The following is an 18,872-nucleotide window of genomic DNA, read 5'->3' as shown; positions in this document are numbered from 1 at the left end:
TCGGCCCACACACCCGGCTCGGGTGTGACTGGCCTACCAGTCCAGCGTGAAACGGACGCTGGCGTAGCGGCCGCGCCAGTCCGCCTGCGTGATGTCGTAGTACGGCGAGTCGTTGACGTACTGCGGCGCCTTGTCGGCGAGGTTGACGATCGAGAGCGACAAGGTCGCCGACTTCGCCATCCCCAGATCCAGCCCCAACCGCTTCAGGTCGACGCGCGCCGACAGGTCGTGCACCCAGCTGTCGCCCAGCGTCCGCGCCGGCTCGCCGATGTCCTGGTACGCAGAGACGTAGCGGCTTGCGACGCCCGCGCTCCAGGCGCCGCGCGCCCAGCCCAGCGACAGCCGGCCCTTCCAGTCCGGCGCCCAGTAGTCCGCGAAGCGCTGCCCCACCCGGCCCGTGGCAGCCACGTCGGGCGAGATCGCCACCGAATAGTCCGTCGTCCTCGTCGCGCTGGCGCCCAGGGTCCAGCGCCCCACCGAGGTCATCAGCGACTGCGTCAGCTCCAGGTCGAAGCCACCCGTCTGCACGTAGCCAAAGTTGGACTCCGCCCAGATCACCCGCGTGATCGGCCCAGGCCCGCCATCGCTCGACGGGCCCCGCACGACGAACGACGGGAACAGCGCCTCGTTGTCCACCACGACCTGCGGCAGCAGGATGCCGATCATGTCGTCGATCCTCACGCGCCAGGCCGTCGCGGCAAGCCGTGTGCCGCCGGCAGCCGGCTCCCACACCGCGCCCAGCGCATAGGCCTTGCCCGTCTCCGGCTGCAGCTCGGGGTTGACCGTGCGCACCCATTCACCGCCGGTGACCGGGGCATTGCCGCGGCGCGGGTCGAAGAGGCGCGCCGTCTCGATCGGGAAGACCGTCTCGTTGACGTTGCTCTGCAGCAGCGTGGGCGGCTTGAACGAAGTCGCCGCCGAGCCCCGGACCAGCAGCGCCTGGCTGGGCCGCAGCTCCAGGCCCGCCTGGTAGGTCGTCGCGGAGCCGAAGTCGCTGTAGCGGTCGCCACGGCCCGCCAGCGTGAGCGCAGCCATGGTCCAGTCGCGCTGCCCCTCGGCCTTGCCACGCAGCAGCGGCAGGCGAACCTCAGCGTAGGCGGCCTGGGTGTTCCTGCTGGTGTCGTAGACCGCGGCGCCCTGCACCGTCTCGTAGCGGTCCCGCGCCGCCTCGATGCCGACGATGGCGTCGACGGGGCCAGCCGGCAGCGTGAACAGCGGCCCGCGCGCGAAGGCACCGACCAGGTCCTTGCGGCCCAGCGTCTCCCTCAGGTTGTCGGACCAGATGGACCTCAGCACCGCCTCGGAAGCCGCACTTCCCGTCGCAAACGGGTTGAGCGAAGCGGCAGGATCGCTGGTGGCCAGCGCCGCCGTGCGGGCTGCCGCGTTGACCGTGTTGTTCTCCAGCACCCGGTCGCCCTTGTCCAGCGCCACCGAGGCCGAGAGCTCGTAGTCCCAGCTGCCAAGCGGCCCGCGCAGGCCCGCCAGCGCCCGCGTGAAGTTCGTCTCCCGCGTGTACGCATCGCGGCCGTTCTCCGCCCCCAGCCGTGCCGTGACCCGCACGTCCACCCCGAAAGGGTTGTTCGGATTGCTGGCCGGCACCAGCAGGTTGTTGAGGTTCAGGCCCAGGCCCTCGGCCCGCACCCGCTCCTGCACGAGGCTCAGCTCGCCGAAGGCCTCCGCGCCGCCCGCCCATCCGTACTGGCCGGAGGCATGCACGGCCAGCGTCTCGTTGCCGTGCACCAGGGCCGTGGTCGCGTTCTGCGACAGGTTCGGGCACAGATTGGCCTGACCCGCGCTCGCCTCAAAACTCGCAATGGTCAACGGCACGCCCGCCTCTGAGACCGGGATGCCCGCAAACGTCGACCCCAGCCCCGGCAGGTTGGCACCCGAGGCACTCGTGACCGTCCCGGGCGAGCAGTTCCGCGCCCGCGCGTCCGGCCCGCCGTAGCGCCGGTAGTCCGCATCGCGGAAGAACGCCCTCTCGTCCATCATCAGCGGCGTGGCCTTGCTGGCCGAGCCGATGAGCATCCACGACCCGTTGGCGCTGCGCCCACCCGTGCCCAGGGACACCGCACCATCGCCCAGCCCACGGCCGGTGCCCAGCCGGACATCCAGGCTGTACCCGTCGATCCAGCGCTTGAGGATCACGTTGACGACGCCGGCCAGCGCATCGCCGCCGTAGACCGCCGACGAGCCCACCGGCACGACCTCCACACGCTCCACCGCCGCCAGCGGGATGAGGTTGAGGTTGAAGAAGTTGCCGGCGGAAGAACCGACGGCCTGCATGCGCCGGCCGTTCACGAGCACCAGCGTCGAGCCCAGCGGCAGGCCGCGCAGCTGCACGTTCCCCTGCCCCTGCGTGTTCGAGCTGAACGCCCCCTCGCCCTGCCCCATCGAGACCTCGTTGAGGCTGGCCAGGAAGCGGCCCAGCGACGGCTGCCCGCTTTTCTCGACGTCGGCGGCGCTGTAGACGTTGACCGGCAAAGCCGTGTCGCCATCGATGCGCCGCAGCCTCGAGCCGGTGATCTCGATCTTCTCCGCAACCTGGGGCGTGGTCACGGCCGCGGCGCCAGCAGCAACAACAACCCCAGAACGATCGTCGGGATGGTTCGGCGCAGCGCCTGCGCCATCCGCAGCCGCGGCAGCCCTGCCGGGATCACCCGCCATCCCACCGGATCGCGGCGCCCTCACCACCAGGGCCCCGTCGGGCTGCACCATCAGCTCCAGCCCGGTGCCTTGCAGCAGCCTGTCCACGGCCTCCGCGGCCGAGAACTGCCCGGAGATCGCCCGGGACACCAGGCCTTCAACGGCCCTGGGGTCGAAGAGCAGAGAAGCGCCCGTCAGGCGCGCCACCGCCCTCAGCGAATCGGCCAGCGGCTGCGCCGGCTGGTGAATCGCATAACGAGACAGTGGATCGGCACTGGACGCCAGTGCCATCCCGCCCCAGAAGCCGCCCGCGAAGAACAGCGACGCCCCCAGGCTGATCAGCACGTACATGCGTGCTGCCCGGAAACATCGCAAGATCGACTTGCCCATCCCTTGTCACTCCGTCATCCATGTTCGACAACGGGATGACGAAACGACCAGCTTTTTTTCCAACCAGGGTTCCCCCTAGCGTCCCGGCATCTCGCCCCGCGACAGCTCCAGGCGTCCTTCCTTCTCCTGCAGGCTCAGCCCGTGCAGCATCGCCATGGCCCGCGCAAAGGCCAGGTTGTCACCGGTGCGGAACTGCCCACTCACCTGCCCGTCAGCCTTCGCGAGATCACCCGCCAACACCACAGGCGTACGGCTGTAGCGGTTCATCTCCGCCACCGCCTCGGCCAGCGTGGCCCGCTCGAACACCGCCTCGTTGCGCTGCCAGGCCAGCACCTGCTCCAGCCGCGGATGGTCGAGCCGCTGCACCGGCGCAGCGGCCCCCGCCCCAGCCTCGGCCACCGCACCAGACAACAGCACCCGCTCACCCGGCTGCATCACCACCGGCCGCTCCGGCGCCACCGCATCGGAGGGCGCACCCTCGGCAGCACGCAACTCGACCTTGCCCTCCACCAGCGTGACTGCAAGTGACGCTGCAGCGCCGGGCCCCTTGGGCCGCAGGCGCACCGAGAAGACCGTGCCCAGCGCCACCACCTCGCTGCCGGCCGCGCGCACCACAAAAGGCCGCCCCACGTCCCTGGCCACCTCGAAGACGGCCTCGCCGCCCACCACATTCACGGTGCGCCGCTGCGCACCGTAGTCGACCTGGACACGGGTATCGGTGTTCAGCGACATCCGCGTGCCGTCATCCAGCACCACGGTCTGGGCCTCCCCCACCGCAGTACGGTAGTCCGCGACGTCACCCAGCAGGCCCCAGCCCACTGCGCCGACCAGCGCCACCGCGCCAAGCCCCAGCAGCATGAACAGCCCGCGGCCGAGTCCCCCCCCCCCTTTCGGGCCACTCCCGCCTTCATCGTCCTCGTCGTCTTCGTCGACCACGCCTCGGCGCAGACCATCCAGGCTTCCGGAGAACCCGAAGACACGCGCCGCGTAGGGCACCTCCTCCCAGGTCGCCGTGCAGCGCTCGAAGGCATGGCCGTGCGCCGCAGAGCGGGCCTGCCACTTCAGGCACTCCAGCTCCATCGCACGCGAACGGCTGGGCCCGTGCAGGCGCGCCACCCAGGCCGCGGCCTCGGCCGCGATCTCCGGCGTCACGTGGGGGGTTTCCGCAGGCTCGCCACCGGGCGGCGGGCCACTCTGCCGGCCCATGCCTACCAGCCCTCCATCCAGCGCGTGACCAGCATCGTGGCCTTGGCCATCTGCTTTTCGACCGCGCTCACCGAGATGCCGTAGCGGCGCGCCGCCTCCGGGTAGCTCATGTCGCCGAAGCGCACGTCCAGGAAGATGGCCCGCGTGCGCCCACCCAGGCGCGACACGCACACATCCAGCCGGGCCAGGCGCTCGCGCGCCAGCACCGCGGCTTCCGTGCCCGGGGACGAATCCGCCAATGCCACCTGTTCCACTTCCACCTCCTCACCGCGCACAGCCCTGGCCCTGTCTGCCGACACCGCCAGGTTCAGCGCCGTCCGCGCCAGGAACGCACCCGGCTTGTCCACCGGTGTCTCGCGCGTGTACATCGCCAGCCGCAACCAGGCCTCCTGCACCAGATCATCGGCATCTTCGGACGAACGGCCACGGCGCAGCAGCATCGACCGAACCCGCTTCAACAAGGCTCCCCAGTTCCTGACCATCGGGGATGCCTCCCAGCCTGCCGATGTCGAAGATCCAGGGGCGCAATGTAGACCCGAGCCCACACACAGGGAACCTACCCGACGATATGCTTTGACAGGCAACCCGCCCAGCAACGCCCAAACCCCTTGCCACCAAAGCAGGATCAGCCCCAATCCAGCATCGCGCCGAACCGGCAGCAGCCACCGAAACGTTCGGTCCGGCGCCCCGAGAGACCCTCCAAACTACCGAAGAACCACCGACGAACAGCCCAAGCCCCGGATCCCGATGCAGCTACCAGCCCTCCATGCAGTGGGTGATCAGCAGCGTCGCCTTCGTCACATGCTTCTCCACCGCGGTGACGCTGATACCCATCTCCCGGGCCACCTCGCTGTACGTCAGCCCTTCGACCCTGTGGGCCACGAAGATCGCGCGCGACCGTGCCGGCAGCCGCCCCAGGCACACGTACATCCGCGCCATGCGCTCCCGGCCCAGCACCTGGTCTTCAGCGCCGGGCGCGGCATCCGTCAGCACCACGTCCTCGATGGCCACCTCCTCGCCCCGCGCACTCTGGGCCCGGTGCGCATCGATCGACAGGTTGAGCGCCGTCCGCATCAGAAACCCAGCCGGATTGGCCGCCTTGTCCAACCCGCCGACGCTCGCCACCCGCAGCCAGGCCTCCTGCACCAGGTCTTCCGCCTCGTGCACCGTGCGACCGCGCCGCATCAGTGCCCGCTTGACCCGGGCGAACACCGCCCCGATGTTGATCATGGACGCACCCCCTGCCGAACAGCAGCCACCCGAGCACCACCACCCCAAAGCCTGACCCCAGACACCCTGTCGACCCGAAGCCGACGCTCCGCCGCCACCAGCCAGGCCCCGACGAACGCAGCCGCAGACTCCGCACTCGCAAAGCGGCGCCGGCGCAAAGCGGCAGACAGGCAGTCCTGGAGGCGACCGGCCACCTCTACTGCACGCACTGCGGCCAACGAAGCACGTTGAGGCCGCGTCACGCACTGACGAGACCGTTCATGCCTTCGGCGACGGCTCCCCAGGCCTTTGGAGATTCCTCCGCCCCCGAAAGTGCCTTCGCTGGAAGTCGCGGTTTGGTGCGGGGGTGCCGCATGCATCAACGACAGCGCACTGGCAGTGTTGGACTTGGCGCGACGCGTGATCCCGGCGAAGTAGATGGACTGATGCTGGGTGGACGCCTCAACCGCCGCCGTGCCTTCATCGCTGCGCACCGCTGTGGAGCCAGTCGACCTATCGGCTCCATCGACGAGCACGGCAATGCGTTGGACGCCTCGAAGGTTGAGATCACGTGTGATCAGCTTCGAGGTTGCGAGCTCAGTCCCCAGCTGTGGCCAGACCCCAACGATCTCTTGCTCGAACTCGAACGTGAGTCCGAGCGCCCAGACTAGCCGGATCTCAAACTCAACGCCTTGCTCTGCCACCTGGACGTAGAGTGGGTTGAACATCACGGCGGCGTACGAAACGCACAACGGATGCCACGCGACTGGCGGGACCTTGGCCACTCCGATCATGCTCACTGCGACTACCTGGTGAGATCGCGGTGAGAGGGTTGACAGTTGCCCTGGCCCGCAAAACTGACACTATTGTCTCTGGCACGATAGTACCTGCCAACCCACGATTCTCCAAGTGGGAACAGTGGAGATCCGGTTCGGGAAAGAGGTACGTCGCTGCCGCGACGCGAAGGGCCTCTCGCAAGAGGAACTTGCAGATCGGGCGGAGGTACACAGCACCTACATCAGCCAACTCGAACGTGGCCTTAAGTCGCCCACGCTGAAGGTCATCGTGAGGCTTGCCCGAGCACTTGATAGGCCCGCCTCGGAGATCATCCGAGCGGTGGAGATGAGGGGCCATTCACGCTGATGGACAGTGCGTCCTAGGCGAAGCGCGCGCCGGTGCACTGGAGAGTTCTCGTGCGGCGCGATGGCGTACACCGCCAAGCTGAGCACCGCCTCCTGAGCACCCAGACTGACACTATCGTCTCTGGCACGATAGTACGCAGAGAACCACGATCCCCTCGTGGGAACGGCAGAGGTTCGATTTGGTCGAGAGGTTCGTCGCCGACGCGAAGAACTGAGCATCTCCCAGGAAGAACTGGCCCATCGCGCCGAGGTTCACAGTTCCTATGTCAGCCAACTTGAGCGTGGAGTGAAGTCACCAACTCTCGGCGTCATAGTGAGATTGGCTCGAGCGCTTGAGCGTCCCGCCTCAGATCTCGTCCGAGCCGTCGACTAAGCTCATCGAGGCTGCCGCTGAGGATTGAGTTGGCAGAAGCTCCAACTGACTGCGGCATACACCGTTTCGCACATATGACCATACGTCCGATCTCACATCGTGCGGCACTGGCTGTGCGCGCTCGCTCTCGACGCCACGCGACCAGACCGTTAGCCCTACTGGACTTGGTACTGTCCGACTGTGCCGGCGCAGAACTCGACATGGGCGCTGCCTGGATTCAGCCGGCCGCGCCTTTCGGGCAACTGCTCGCCAGCGCCCTAGACAACTGCATGTCGCCCGCTGAGTGGGCTGGAGGCAGCCTCTGCGCGAAAGATTCGCGTTGGCGCTATGCGGTCTTGTCGCTGTGGCGAAGCACAGTCCTTGAGGCGTTCGCCGCTAGGTTCAACCTGCGTTTGACAGGCGAACCGTTGATCGAGCCACCGCCATTGCCAGAGGCACAGACCCCAAAGCCGCCCGCCCATCAGCTTGACGCCTGGGACCTGTACATGGCAGGAGGCCTCCTGGCGGACTTGCCCTTCTGCAAGGTCGCAGTTGTCGTACTCCGCAGGCCGCCCGGCGCAGGCATGCTTGACGTACAGTGGGAGGCTGCTCGGGCATGCTGCGCCAACGATCACTCTTTTGCCGTTGAGTGTGGCCGCAGCGATCAGCAACCCGAACTCGCCTAGCGCGGACGGCACCAACCTAACTTGTCTAATGTGCTGCTCAGCGGTAGCCGACCTTTGAGCTCGCCTTGCCAACGTGAGCGCATCGCCGCCGCCGAGCAACGTCACTTGACGTCGCCAGAGGAGGTTCAAGCGCTTAGTACCTTCGTCGCGATGACCTCGACGGCCAATCTCTCTAGCTTTGCGGTCATTCGAACACGCCGATCATTCTCGCTCGTTGACCGTCCATTGTTTAGCGGCCGACGTCAGCAGCGCAGTAACCAAGCCAATCTCGGCAACTTCTCTGCAAGCTTCTCAACCCAACTTGCCGAGAGACGGGGAACTGCGCCCCGCCAAAGCGACGCGGACCTTGCCGGATCGTGGCCATATCGATGGAGAGCACCCCTCAGTCGGCCACAGCCACCAAGCGGCGAGTGTGCAGGTAGCGAGCCAACACCTTGCGCACCTTGGTGCAGCATCGGCGGTGTTGCGGCCGCTCCGGTTCGCGGAGGAGAAACCAGGTGGCCTGACGACGATCGGATGCTGATCGAGTGCTCCGCTACTGGGTAGGCTTTCCGTTGTCAACCGTCTTGGTATTTATCGCCAACGGGCTGCCTGAACAACCACGTGGAACACAGAACAGGTCGCTGGTTGGCTCCAAACCGCTTCTGCAGGAAAGCCGCTGGCGCAGCAGCGTCTCACACGCAAGTTCACTCACGGAAGGCCGTCCGCCATTGTGGCAAGCCATGCTCAGCCTAACTGCGCTGAGGGAACAGAATCCACGACCTGTTAGCGTTACTCGATCTGGCGCAGTCTGGGCGAAGAACCGTGTCCCTTCACCTGATGACTGCAACGCAAGAACCCACCTGATTAGCAACAAGCCTCAGGCCGCCTGATGAGAGCCATGTGAGCCGGTTTGGCATGAAGCATCCCGACGACCATCTCGCCAAGCATGGCGGCCATGTCGCGGCGTCGGTTGAACCGGTACTGGAACTCAGCCAGGTAGCGCTGGGCGTACTTGCTGAACTTGAAGGCGTGGTACGTCCCGGTCAGCGCGGTCTTCAGGTTGCTCAGCATGATGTTGACCGCCTGAAACTCTGGATGCCGGGCCGCGGCCTTGCCGCCGCCGGTGACGATGCGCTCGTGCACGCCGGCGCCGGAGGCCACGGCGAAGCAGTCCAGCCCGTCGGACACGACAGTCAGCGGACGCACCAAGTGCTGGGCGCAGAACTCGGCGATGGCTTCGCGACGAAACGGCAGTTGGGCGATGCAGACGACATCAGGCTTGGCGTTCAAGCCGATCGTCTGCACCGCCAGCACAAAAGGGACCTTGTTCTCCGATCCGCGACCGGTCTTGCCGCCGCTGCGCTCTCCACCGAGGTAGGCGTCGTCGATCTCAACGCGTCCGGAGAGCTGCCGGTCCTCCTCGGCCTGCCGCATCGCTTCCATGATCTTGTGCTTCATGAGCCAGGCTGTGGGATACGACACGCCCAGCTGGCGCCGCAGTTCCAAGGCGGCGACATTGTTCTTGGCTTGACTGAGCAACTGCATCGCCAGGAACCAGCGCGTCAGGGCGACCTTGGTGCCTTCGAACATGGTGCCGACGATCAGGCTGCATTGGTAGCGGCAGCCGCGACACTCCCGGAACGACTGCCGCCCGCGGCGGAAGGACAGGGCTGCGGTACCCTGGCAGCGCGGACAGATGTAGCCGTCGGGCCAGCGCGCTGCTGCGATCGCGGCCTCGCACTTCTCCTCGGTGCCGTAGCGTTCGATGAAAGCAAACATCGACAGACCGGGCTGGAACTGGATGCTGTTGATTGGCATGATGGCCTCCGTTGCGGGAAGGCACATCGTCGACGGCCACTGGCTCATGGGGCGAGCTACTGATGGTCGTTGCTAATCAGGAGAACCCATGTGTGCCAGGCGCTCGACCTCTATCCCCCGCATCCGACTGCAACCCGTCACTGCCGGCTTCTAGTCCAAGACGCTCGCAACGCTCACTCTAGGGAGTCACCCCCATGTCGCTTACCCAAGATCTCGCCCGCCATTTCTGGCTCGTGATCATTGTCACCTGCTGCGCCTCGGCAACGGCGCAGTCGGGGCCGGCCAGCCGGGCCGCCGCCACACCGACCACCGAGTCGGCGGCTGCCTCGTCACGCTCGCCCGGGTCACCTTCTGACGGGTTGATTCGACTGGCGGATCCGGACGGAGAGACCTGGATGAACTTGAGACTGCTGAGACGAGCGGATGGCACCACTTCGCTGGAGGGGGATCTCCTGGCGCGAGGGCGAACCTGGACCTGCCGTGGCGTCGTTCACAGCCACCACGCCTCAACCACCTCACACATCTGGCTTCGGTTGACCAACGAACCAAGCCAGTGTCAAGGCAACTCGGGCGCCATGATCTTTCTGAAGGGAGACTTCACCCATTACGACTTCAATTGGCTCGATGCCGCCGGCAATGGTAAAGGGGGGAGAGCTGGCGTGTTCCAGGAGGTGAGTGGCTTTGATCACTTGTTGGCGTTCGCCGACCAATTGCCTGCCGGTTCCGTCGGCGGGACCCAAAGGCAAGCCACTAGGCCTATGAGCTATGCCGATGCCTTAGAAGAGGCGCACTACTCCCGACGTTCCGATGACGACGCATTGCCGAGGATCCGCGAAGCGCTCGAAGCCGAAGCGAGCAAGGGCAACGTGGAGGCAATGGTGTGGGCCGGCTTTCAGCTGTCAACGGCGAGCCACCCAACGGTGCGGGACTACCGACAAGCGATCGCTTGGTACACCCTCGCAGCAAGCCGGCAGAACACGACAGCCATGTACAACCTCTTCGGCCTCTATAGCACTGGGCCTGCTTGGCTGAGGGACCATGCCTTGGCTGAGCAGTGGCGTAAGCGGGCGGCTGGGCTGGGCCATGCGAAGGCACAAGCCGAGGGGCGTGCCGCAGAGCGACGCGCGCTCTCCGGATCCCTGATGGGCAGGGCCAATACGCCAGAGGACCTGGCATGCCTGGACGTGCGCCGGGAAGAGGGTACGACCATGAGCGTGAAAGTTGAGAACGTGGAGTACACCCGTCAAGGGGCGTTCGTCTCCGGCCACCGGTTTGAAACCTATGACGTGCCCGGGCCTATCACTTTGACCAACCGATGCCCGAGAGAAGTCAAGGTAATCGTGAACTGTCGGAACGGTCGAGGGCTGGCGGTCATTGGAGCGAACACCCGGACTCCACAATCAGACTTCATCGGCCAGGTGATCGGGACGTCTTTCCAAGGAGCGCGCAATTTCAGCCAGTACTGTGACTTCTAGCTGTGCGCGTTCGGTCACGACGCCACGCGACCAAACCGTTAGCGCTACTGGACTTGGTAGTCTGCCCTGAACAACCCGTTCAAGCCGAGGCCAGAACGGCGGCTGGGCGCAGTAGGCGCGTGCGAGCAGCGATCGCATCCGGCCAGACCGCCAGGAGCGCGTTCATCGCGTAGCGCGTCAGAACGATCAATGCCAAGACAAGCACCCGCAGGTGCGCCAGGATCAGCCGCAGGTTGTGTCCGGCACCGCACAGCACCGCGTGGAAGGCGTCGCCGTCGCTGCCTTTGAGCCAGTTGCGCGCCAGCAACCCGTCGGTCTTCATGTGGCCGATGGTGGGCTCGATGGCCTGACGGCGCTTGAGCAGCTTCTTCAGCGCCTTGGGCAGCCCCCGCGTGTGGCTCAGCAGCAGCCTGGTTCCGTCAGGCGGCTGCACACCCCGGTAGCCGCGGTCGGCCAGCGCCATGGCGGGCTTCACCCCCGTGAGGATCTCCACCTGCTCCAGCTGACTGTGCAGCGTGTAGCCGTCGTACGGTGAGCCGGGCATCGAGCGCATGCCCACCACCACGCCTTCTTTGGCCGTCACGGCCACGGAGGTCTTCACACCGAACTCGTACGGCGTCCTGGCCTTGCCCTTGGCGATGCACTCGACCTCAGGGGCATGTAGCGCGTACAGCTTGTTCTTGGAGTCCCGCTGCTGGGCGTGCAGCCGCTGCGCGGTCTCCATGCGGGTCTTCAGTACGCCGGTGATCTCGCCCGTCTTGCGCTGCACGTCGCGGATCACGCGGCCCAGCCAGGTGCGCAGCTTCTTCACCTCGCGGCGCATGCGGCGCCACTGCTGGGCGTGAGCATAGCGGCCGGCCTGGGCTTCGGCGGTCTTGCCCACCCGCGCGTAGCTCTGGCGCAGCTCGATGCCAGCGTCCTGCGCCGCAGCCACCAGCTGCTCTCTGGCCCGGTTCAGCAGCCGGCTGTCGGTGGGGTGCGCAATGGCCTTGGGCTGCACCGTGGTGTCCACGATGACGGTGCTCAGGCTCTGCCGCTTCATCACACCGGCCGACATCGCCGCCTTGATGCTGTGCTCCAGCAGCCACTCGCAGCCTTCCTCGCCAATGCGCTGCCTCCAGCGCACCAGGCTCGACGGGTCGCAGGGCAGTTCATGCTGGAAGTAGCGCTGCCCGCTGAAGTGCTGCCAATACGGGTTCTCGATCCAGCGCTCGACCACGTCCTCATCCGACAACGCGAACGTGTGCTTCAGGTACAGCAGCGAGGCCATCAGCCGCGTGGGCAGCGCAGGCCGGCCGGTGGTGGATTCGAACTTGGGGCCCCAGGCCTGCTCGAAGGCCGGCCAGTCGATCAGTGCGGCGAGCTTGACCAGTTCATGCCGTTGATCGATCAGGTTGACCAGTTCCATCCGGAACAAGTCCTGCTCGGCGGCGTCTTGTCGGGGCTTCGGACCCATCGGCAACCTCGGTGCAGTTTGCACGGAACCGAGAGCAATTGGGCCTCAATCCTGCAACTCACACCATCGGCAATCGCCCGGAAAGCAAGCAACGGCAAGGGCTCTGGGGTTGTTCAGGGCCGACTACCAGGGAGCGCACGTCGAGCTTGCCGGAGACAATGAATTTCGCGATCGGCATAGTCATACCGACTTCCGCGTCCACCTTCATCGAGCGGTGGTCCTTGAGACACGCTTGATATGGTGTACGCGCATTTGCGGAAGCTGCGAAAAGTGCAAACAGGACCGCGGCGGCGCTCGGGATCAGATAGTTCATTGCCATGCCTTTCCTTGGGCGCTTCGGCAGCTCAGGGTCTCACACTCGGTGGTGGCCGTGCAACAACCGTGCATCTTCGGCCACAAGGGTGTCGTTGGCTCGACCAAAGAGGTTGACGCTCTGAGGCTGCTCACCCGACCATTCGCCTTGGACCCCGCGAGCCCGCTGCAGCGTCGACCGTCGAGGGCGCGGCTTGGTCAGGTACTCATTGGTGGCAAGAGACGGGGTTAAGTGCGCCCAGCCGGCCCGGTGCGATCTGCGTCGTTGAAGGCCTTACTGGAGAGCCATCAGGCTGAGCGCTGCACTGGATTGGCCGGCCCAGTGCGCCCCGGAGATCTCAGTTTTGAGGAGGGCTGCGAGGACGGCGGTCTGCCGTAAGGGGTCACAGGCCATGGCTTGATAGGTGAACCACTGCATCTGGTCCACCAAAGGCGAGCAGAACGGGATCGAGCCTTAGGTGTGGGCCTTTGCCGTCATCGCCGTGCCAATGGCAGTTGCCGCGGCTGAGTGCTACCGCGCCAACCGCTGCCACGTGAGTGAACCCGGTCGCTCAAGCCGGAGGGGTCCCCGTGAGTGAGAACTCGGCGGCGGTTCCTGGGCGAGATCGACTGGGCAATACGGAGCGGCGCAGCGGCCTCTGTGAGTCTTGGTGGCGGGCTTGTGCCGGACGGGAATCGGAGCTAACCCTATATTGACGATGTCCTATGTCTCGGACATTGTCGATTATTGAGCAGTCCCATCGCTACCGCTCAGGAACGAACAGTCGCTCCTGTAGCGGAGGCAGGCGGGAGCGGCTGCGACCTTGGCTCAAGTCACGGAAGATGACTCCAGCCTTCAGGTTTGGTTGATCAGAATTGTCAGGGAGCTGATATGAATGAGTTGTTGCCGCGCGCGGTGCGCGTACGCGGCTGGCCATGTTCATGGCTGGTTGCGGTGCTCGGGGTGATTCCCGTTTCTTCTGCGCTCGCTCAGGCATCGGGTTCTGGCGGCCAGAGTCCAAGTGCCGCGGAGGCCGTGCGGCGCATCGTCGAGCCAGCGGGCGTTCAGGTCTTCTCGCCAAACCCGGGTAGCGCCGCCTGCCAGATTCGCCGTGGGGACAAGGTGGCGATCGTTGGTGGGGGATCCTCCGGTAGTCGCACTGCCCATACGGCTCCTCTCGACATCCGTGTGTTGGGCGGATCCTGCGCCGGCGCCACTGGCAAGGCATCTGCTATGGCGCTCAGCCCCGCGGCTCGGACCAAGAGCCGGCGGCAGATCTCTGGATGACCGCTCGGCAGAGCTTTGGCTCGGCGCTGTGACGCAAAGGGTCGCAGCATTTCCCCCTTGACTTGCCTGCAAGCACAAGTGGGGCCGTGTACCCAGGGGACGAGAACGTCCCAAGCCTTTCGTCGCGCAGATTGCTTTTGATCTCGTCGCAATGACGGTGCTCGCTAGCGGATGCGTCAGAGGACAGCGAGGCTCGCTCGAGACGTATTGATCGGCACTGCACTAACTCGGAATTTGTAACAGAGATATGCAAGTGACAAACAGTCTTGTTCAGTCAATGGCGGCAAAACGAACTCTTTTGTCGCTTCCTAGAGCAGCAATTGGAGCCGCGTCTCAGCGAAACATGCTGCTCGCGATGACGCTGCCTTTTGTAATTGGTCTCGCGGAGGCTGGCCGTCCCCCGGATCCGCTAGATCAAAATCTGAGCGAGGTCGGGAGTTCTGCATCTAAGCAGTCCGTAACGGTCCGGTCTACGCCGCTCAGCAATGGCGTTGTGTTTGACGGCGTCCTGGACCCGATAGGTTTGTATCTGGGTGGACTCAGCCCCACTATGCTCGCCCATGGAGTGATTTCTGGCTGGAGCGGTGGCGTGCAGAACGCAACGGGGGACTCGAACCAGAACACCGACAAATCCGATTGCGAAGAGACAACCGAAAAGCCGGTCGTTATTGCAACAGGAGAAAAGTACCAGAGTGAATTGGACTTTTCCGCTGGCGGGCTGCACGGCCTTCGTCTAGACCGCACATACCGCAGCCGTGGCAATGTGGGCGGACTCCTCTTCGGGCCTAAGTGGGCCTCGTCGGTGGATGCGCCGAGGTTGGTCCGCTCTTCCACGCTGTTCACCAACGAAGAGGGCTTCACCTACCCCCTCAGCGCAACGGTGACCTTTCCGGGGGGCGAGCAATACACCTATTGGCTTTATGACCAGTCAGGTGCCCCTTACAGCTATGTCTATCGTGTCGCTGGCGGCAACGAGAAGCTTGGAGAGCTGTACTACGACTACGGCGAGTGGGCGCTGTACAAGGACCAGAAGGTGTTCAGCTTCAACCCCTACGGCGGCCCGGCGAGCCGGATTCAGCGCTTCACGGGTGAGCTGATCGTGGCCTTTCAATGGGATGGTCCTGCCGGTGCTGAAAAGATCCACAAGCTGACCAACGGTGTGGGTCAGACCATCAACATCACCTGGAGTGGAAACCGCGTCAGCGCCGTGACTGATCCAGCCGGCAACACTTGGACTTACGGCTACAACGGTAGTGGCATGCTAGCCACAGTGACTTCGCCAGGTGCCAGCCCCTCGATTCGCACCTACCACTACGAAGCCACCGATTCCACGCTGCTCACCGGCATCAGTTACAACGGCGTGCGCTACAGCACGTACGCGTATTACCCGGACAAGCGCGTCCAAGAGAGCGGCCTAGCGGGCGGAGAGGAGCGCGACACCTTCACCTACGGTGTCAACTCGACGACAGTGAGCACTGAGAAGGGCCTGTCCACCACCTACACGACGGCCACCAGCGTCCAGAACGCAACCAACAAGAAGTTGACTTCGATTTCACGCGCCGCTGGACAAAACTGTGCGGCTGCCGCTGCTCAGACGGCCTACGACAGCAATGGGTACATCGACTACACGGTGGACTGGAACGGCATCGTCACTGACTACCAGTTTGATGCGAAGGGCGTCCTGCAGTCCAAGACCAGGGCTTCAGGGACTGCGGTTGCTCTTGCTGAAACCTACGTGTGGGCCAGCCCCGAAAACCTTCTGGAACGCACGCTGAAGAACACCGCGGGCGTTGCGTACGCAAAGCAGTCGTTCACCTACCACACGGCAGGGTATGCGAGCGGCCGCGTCGCCAGCGAAACCTGGACGGATCTCATCGGAGGCGGCTCGCGGCAGGTGACGTACGCCTACACGTTCCACCCGAACAAGTCGATGGCCACACTGACGTCTACTCGACTGCTTCCGGGTGGGCAGACAAGCGTGACCACCCGGAACTACGACACGCTCGGGAACCTCTCGTCGGTCGTGAATGCCTTGGGCCATCAACTCAGCTTCAGCAACTACAACGGGCTCGGTCTCCCGGGTCGGATGACCGATGCCAACGGCTTGGTCATCGACTACACCTACGACCTGCGTGGCAACGTGCTGACAACGGCCGTACAACTGCCCGGCGGTGCTCGGACCACCACTTGGACGTGGAACGGCCGCAACCAACTACTGAGCATGGTGCCTGCTGACGGCCAGGCCCGCTACTTCACCTACGCCGCCTCAGGCCGACTGACCAAGGTGGCCAACTCTCTGGGGGAAGAGGTCAACTTCAGCTTGGCGCGGTCTCTGCCCGCAACGCCAGAGGAGCGGGTGACCAGCCACACCAGGCACCTGCCCGACTGGAGCGGCGGCGTGCTCACCAGCAGCCCCAGCGGCGGCATCTCCAGCAAAGAACACTCGGACAGTCTTGGCAGGCCCTGGAAGTCATTGGGCAACGATGGTCAGCAGTGGAGCCACAGCTACGACAACAACGGCAACCTGCTGCAGACAGTCGACGCCCTCGGTCGCAAGACGACTCAAACCTATGACCAACTGAACCGGCTGAAAACAACCACTGTTGCCGCCGATACTGGCCAAGCCGCTACGACCACCTACGGCTACGACAACAGAGGTTTCCTGCGGACGGTGACCGACTCGAACGGGCTGGTCACCACCTACACCCGCAACGCCTTCGGCGAGGTCACACAAGAGGTCAGCCCAAACCGTGGCACCACGGCCTACGTCTACGACGTCGGCGGGCGGCTGACGCAGATAACCCGGGCCGATGGCACCGTGCTGAGCCTCGGCTACGACCTGCTCGGGCGGACGACTTCGCGCAGCGGCGGAGCCCTCTCGGAGACATGGACCTACGACCTGGGCACGAACGGCATCGGCCGCTTGACCTCCACCAGCTACGAAGCGGGCAGCACGAGCTACGGCTATGCCGCCGACGGGCAACTGGCCTCGATGAGCGTCGTCACCTACGGGGTGACGCACAACACGAGTTGGAGCTACGACCTCGCCGGCCGCGTCACGGGCATGAGCTACCCTGACGGTACGGCGCTGGATGTGCAGTACGGCGGCGCCGGCCGGATTTCGGCCGTGCGGCGCGCCAGCGGAGGCTCCTGGGTCACGGTGGCCGACTCGATGCAGTACCAGCCTGTGGGCGTTGTGCCGTATTCATGGCGCTTCGGCAACGGCCGACCGCGGCTTTGGAGCCTGGACACCGACGGACGTGTGGCAGCCAACTGGAGTCCGGGTGTGCACAGCCTGGGTTACGGCTACGACAGCAGCAATCTGATGACCGGGGTGACGGACGGCATCCTGGCGACCCAGAGCACGGTCTACGGCTACGACAACGCCGAGAGGCTCAGCTCCGCCAGTCGCAGCGCGGACCCGTCCGCCTCTCTGACCATCCCCTACGACGGCGTTGGCAACCGGACGAGCCGCACGCGAGGCAGCGACGTTGCCGGCTACACCTACCATCCGGGCACACAGCGATTGCACACCGTGAGCGGCGCGCGAGCACTGACCCTGGGCTACAACGCCAATGGGGATCAGACCTCCGAGACCGGCTATCGAGGCACCAGGACCTACGCCTACGACGCTTTTGGCCGCATGGTACAGATGAACCAGGGCGGCGTGATGGCCCATCAGTCGCGGCATGACCCGCACCATCTCCGGGTGTGGAAGCGCGACGTGATTGGAGGCGTGAACCACGACACCCGGTTTGTGTATGCGCCTGACGGCCGGCTGCTCTACGAGCAGCGCAGCGGGGGGGTGGTGCAGAACACCGCCTACGTTTGGCTGGGCGAAGAACTGCTGGGCATCGTGCGGGGCGGGATGTTCCACGCCAGCCACAACGACCACCTCGGGCGGCCGGAGGTGCTGACCAACGGCAGTGGTGTGGTGTCTTGGCGAGCCCGCAACGATGCCTTCGACCGGCAGGCGACCCCGACAGACACCGTTGGCGGCTTCAACATCGGATTGCCGGGACAGTACCGCGACCAAGCGACGGGGCTTTGGTACAACTGGCACCGGGTCTACGATGGGGAGACGGGGCGGTATACCCAGTCCGATCCTATCGGGCTGGCGGGAGGAATTAATACTTACGCATATGCGGAAGGGAACCCGGTCTCGTTCGTCGATCCGGAGGGTCTGGATGCCACAGTGTGTTTGTATCCAGGTGCTGTGACAGCCGGACATGTCGGCATCGGCGTTAACAGTTCTTCAACGGTTGGCTATTACCCGCGCAGCGAGTCACCGGGATTGGCTGCGATCACGGGTACGCCCGGCGCAGTGAAGTCCGATTCCAAGCAGGCTGAGCAGTGCAAGACCATCAGCACGACGGCCGAGCAAGACAAGAAGATGACCGACTTCATTGCACGAACGACGGCGAACCCTGGAACGTACCGTCTGGCTGGCAACAACTGTACGAACTTCGTACGCTCAGTATTGCAGCAGGCGGGCGTATCGACACCCGGCTCGCCTGGCCCGCGACCGTACTTCGAAGGCTTACCAGGTAGGCCATGAGCCAGTATCGTTTCGTTGCCTTGGCTGCGACCATCGGCGGCGCAATTCCTCTCGTTTGGCTGGCCGTTTACTGGACCTTCCTACGAGGAAATCCGGCACTCATCCACTCGATCATGTCGACTGGTCACTTCGATCGGATACTTGTGGCGATATGGCCGAGTTGGTTGTTTTTGATCGCCGATCCCGAGGAGCGAAGTTTTGCTATTCCCGCGGCTGCAATTGCCGTTAATGCCTTGCTGTACGGCGTTGTGGGGTGGTTGATCTGGTTCGGATTGAATCGCCAGCGATTCATGCTGGCAGTGCTGGCCGCTGCGGTGCTTGTCGGCTGGTACGCCTTACTGCGTTGGTACGCCGGCGCTTAAGGAGTCTGCCC

11 protein-coding genes and 1 pseudogene are annotated in these 18,872 nt (G+C 64.8%); 5 read left to right on the top strand and 7 right to left on the bottom strand.

Annotated elements, in window-relative coordinates; genetic code table 11:
- Nucleotides 1-33: 33 nt before the first annotated feature.
- The 4 genes from KF892_24945 to KF892_24930 form a co-directional block, all read right to left on the bottom strand.
- Nucleotides 34-2,937 carry a TonB-dependent receptor gene (locus tag KF892_24945; GenBank protein MBX3628258.1) on the bottom strand — a complete coding sequence of 968 codons (2,904 nt, stop codon included), beginning with the start codon at nt 2,935-2,937 and terminating at the stop codon, nt 34-36.
- Between the two features lie 174 nt (nt 2,938-3,111).
- Complete coding sequence (locus KF892_24940) at nt 3,112-4,188, bottom strand: FecR domain-containing protein (protein ID MBX3628257.1); 1,077 nt, start codon at nt 4,186-4,188, stop codon at nt 3,112-3,114.
- Between the two features lie 56 nt (nt 4,189-4,244).
- Nucleotides 4,245-4,724 (bottom strand): sigma-70 family RNA polymerase sigma factor, encoded by a 480-nt coding sequence (locus KF892_24935; protein MBX3628256.1) that lies wholly within the window; start codon nt 4,722-4,724, stop codon nt 4,245-4,247.
- Nucleotides 4,725-4,995: 271 nt separating this feature from the next.
- On the bottom strand, nt 4,996-5,472 hold the full coding sequence (locus tag KF892_24930; GenBank protein ID MBX3628255.1) for a sigma-70 family RNA polymerase sigma factor: 477 nt from the start codon (nt 5,470-5,472) through the stop codon (nt 4,996-4,998).
- Between the two features lie 879 nt (nt 5,473-6,351).
- Between KF892_24930 and KF892_24925 the strand changes: the two genes are divergently transcribed.
- Together KF892_24925 and KF892_24920 are read left to right on the top strand one after the other, a co-directional pair.
- The gene (locus KF892_24925; GenBank protein ID MBX3628254.1) at nt 6,352-6,594 is read left to right on the top strand and encodes a helix-turn-helix transcriptional regulator; all 243 of its coding nucleotides are present in this window, start codon (nt 6,352-6,354) and stop codon (nt 6,592-6,594) included.
- Between the two features lie 156 nt (nt 6,595-6,750).
- Nucleotides 6,751-6,966, top strand: a complete 216-nt coding sequence (locus KF892_24920) for a helix-turn-helix transcriptional regulator (GenBank protein ID MBX3628253.1) — start codon at nt 6,751-6,753, stop codon at nt 6,964-6,966.
- Between the two features lie 1,511 nt (nt 6,967-8,477).
- Here KF892_24920 and KF892_24915 read toward each other — a convergent pair.
- Nucleotides 8,478-9,431 (bottom strand): IS1595 family transposase, encoded by a 954-nt coding sequence (locus KF892_24915; protein MBX3628252.1) that lies wholly within the window; start codon nt 9,429-9,431, stop codon nt 8,478-8,480.
- Nucleotides 9,432-9,625: 194 nt separating this feature from the next.
- On the opposite strand from KF892_24915, the gene KF892_24910 reads away from it, so the two are divergent.
- Entirely contained in the window at nt 9,626-10,906 is a 1,281-nt protein-coding gene (locus KF892_24910) for a sel1 repeat family protein (GenBank protein MBX3628251.1), read from the top strand.
- 178 nt (nt 10,907-11,084) lie between these two features.
- On the opposite strand, the pseudogene KF892_24905 reads toward KF892_24910, so the two are convergent.
- Nucleotides 11,085-12,362: pseudogene (locus tag KF892_24905) on the bottom strand (IS5 family transposase).
- 58 nt (nt 12,363-12,420) lie between these two features.
- Nucleotides 12,421-12,675, bottom strand: a complete 255-nt coding sequence (locus tag KF892_24900; protein MBX3628250.1) for a hypothetical protein — start codon at nt 12,673-12,675, stop codon at nt 12,421-12,423.
- 1,609 nt (nt 12,676-14,284) lie between these two features.
- Here KF892_24900 and KF892_24895 point away from each other — a divergent pair.
- Nucleotides 14,285-18,499, top strand: a complete 4,215-nt coding sequence (locus KF892_24895; GenBank protein MBX3628249.1) for an RHS repeat protein — start codon at nt 14,285-14,287, stop codon at nt 18,497-18,499.
- Nucleotides 18,496-18,861 (top strand): hypothetical protein, encoded by a 366-nt coding sequence (locus KF892_24890; protein MBX3628248.1) that lies wholly within the window; start codon nt 18,496-18,498, stop codon nt 18,859-18,861. The genes KF892_24895 and KF892_24890 overlap by 4 nt, the downstream gene beginning before the upstream one ends.
- Nucleotides 18,862-18,872: the final 11 nt, after the last annotated feature.

The organism is Rhizobacter sp. (assembly GCA_019635355.1).
Classification (GTDB): Bacteria; Pseudomonadota; Gammaproteobacteria; order Burkholderiales; family Burkholderiaceae_C; genus Rhizobacter.
This window is presented reverse-complemented; position numbering and strand designations above follow the sequence as displayed.

Coding starts and splice junctions, on each gene's coding strand:
- KF892_24915 (MBX3628252.1), bottom strand. CDS start 9,431: ATGCCAATCAACAGCATCCAGTTCCAGCCCGGTCTGTCGATGTTTGCT.
- KF892_24935 (MBX3628256.1), bottom strand. CDS start 4,724: ATGGTCAGGAACTGGGGAGCCTTGTTGAAGCGGGTTCGGTCGATGCTG.
- KF892_24910 (MBX3628251.1), top strand. CDS start 9,626: ATGTCGCTTACCCAAGATCTCGCCCGCCATTTCTGGCTCGTGATCATT.
- KF892_24945 (MBX3628258.1), bottom strand. CDS start 2,937: ATGGCACTGGCGTCCAGTGCCGATCCACTGTCTCGTTATGCGATTCAC.
- KF892_24895 (MBX3628249.1), top strand. CDS start 14,285: ATGCTGCTCGCGATGACGCTGCCTTTTGTAATTGGTCTCGCGGAGGCT.
- KF892_24890 (MBX3628248.1), top strand. CDS start 18,496: ATGAGCCAGTATCGTTTCGTTGCCTTGGCTGCGACCATCGGCGGCGCA.
- KF892_24930 (MBX3628255.1), bottom strand. CDS start 5,472: ATGATCAACATCGGGGCGGTGTTCGCCCGGGTCAAGCGGGCACTGATG.
- KF892_24900 (MBX3628250.1), bottom strand. CDS start 12,675: ATGAACTATCTGATCCCGAGCGCCGCCGCGGTCCTGTTTGCACTTTTC.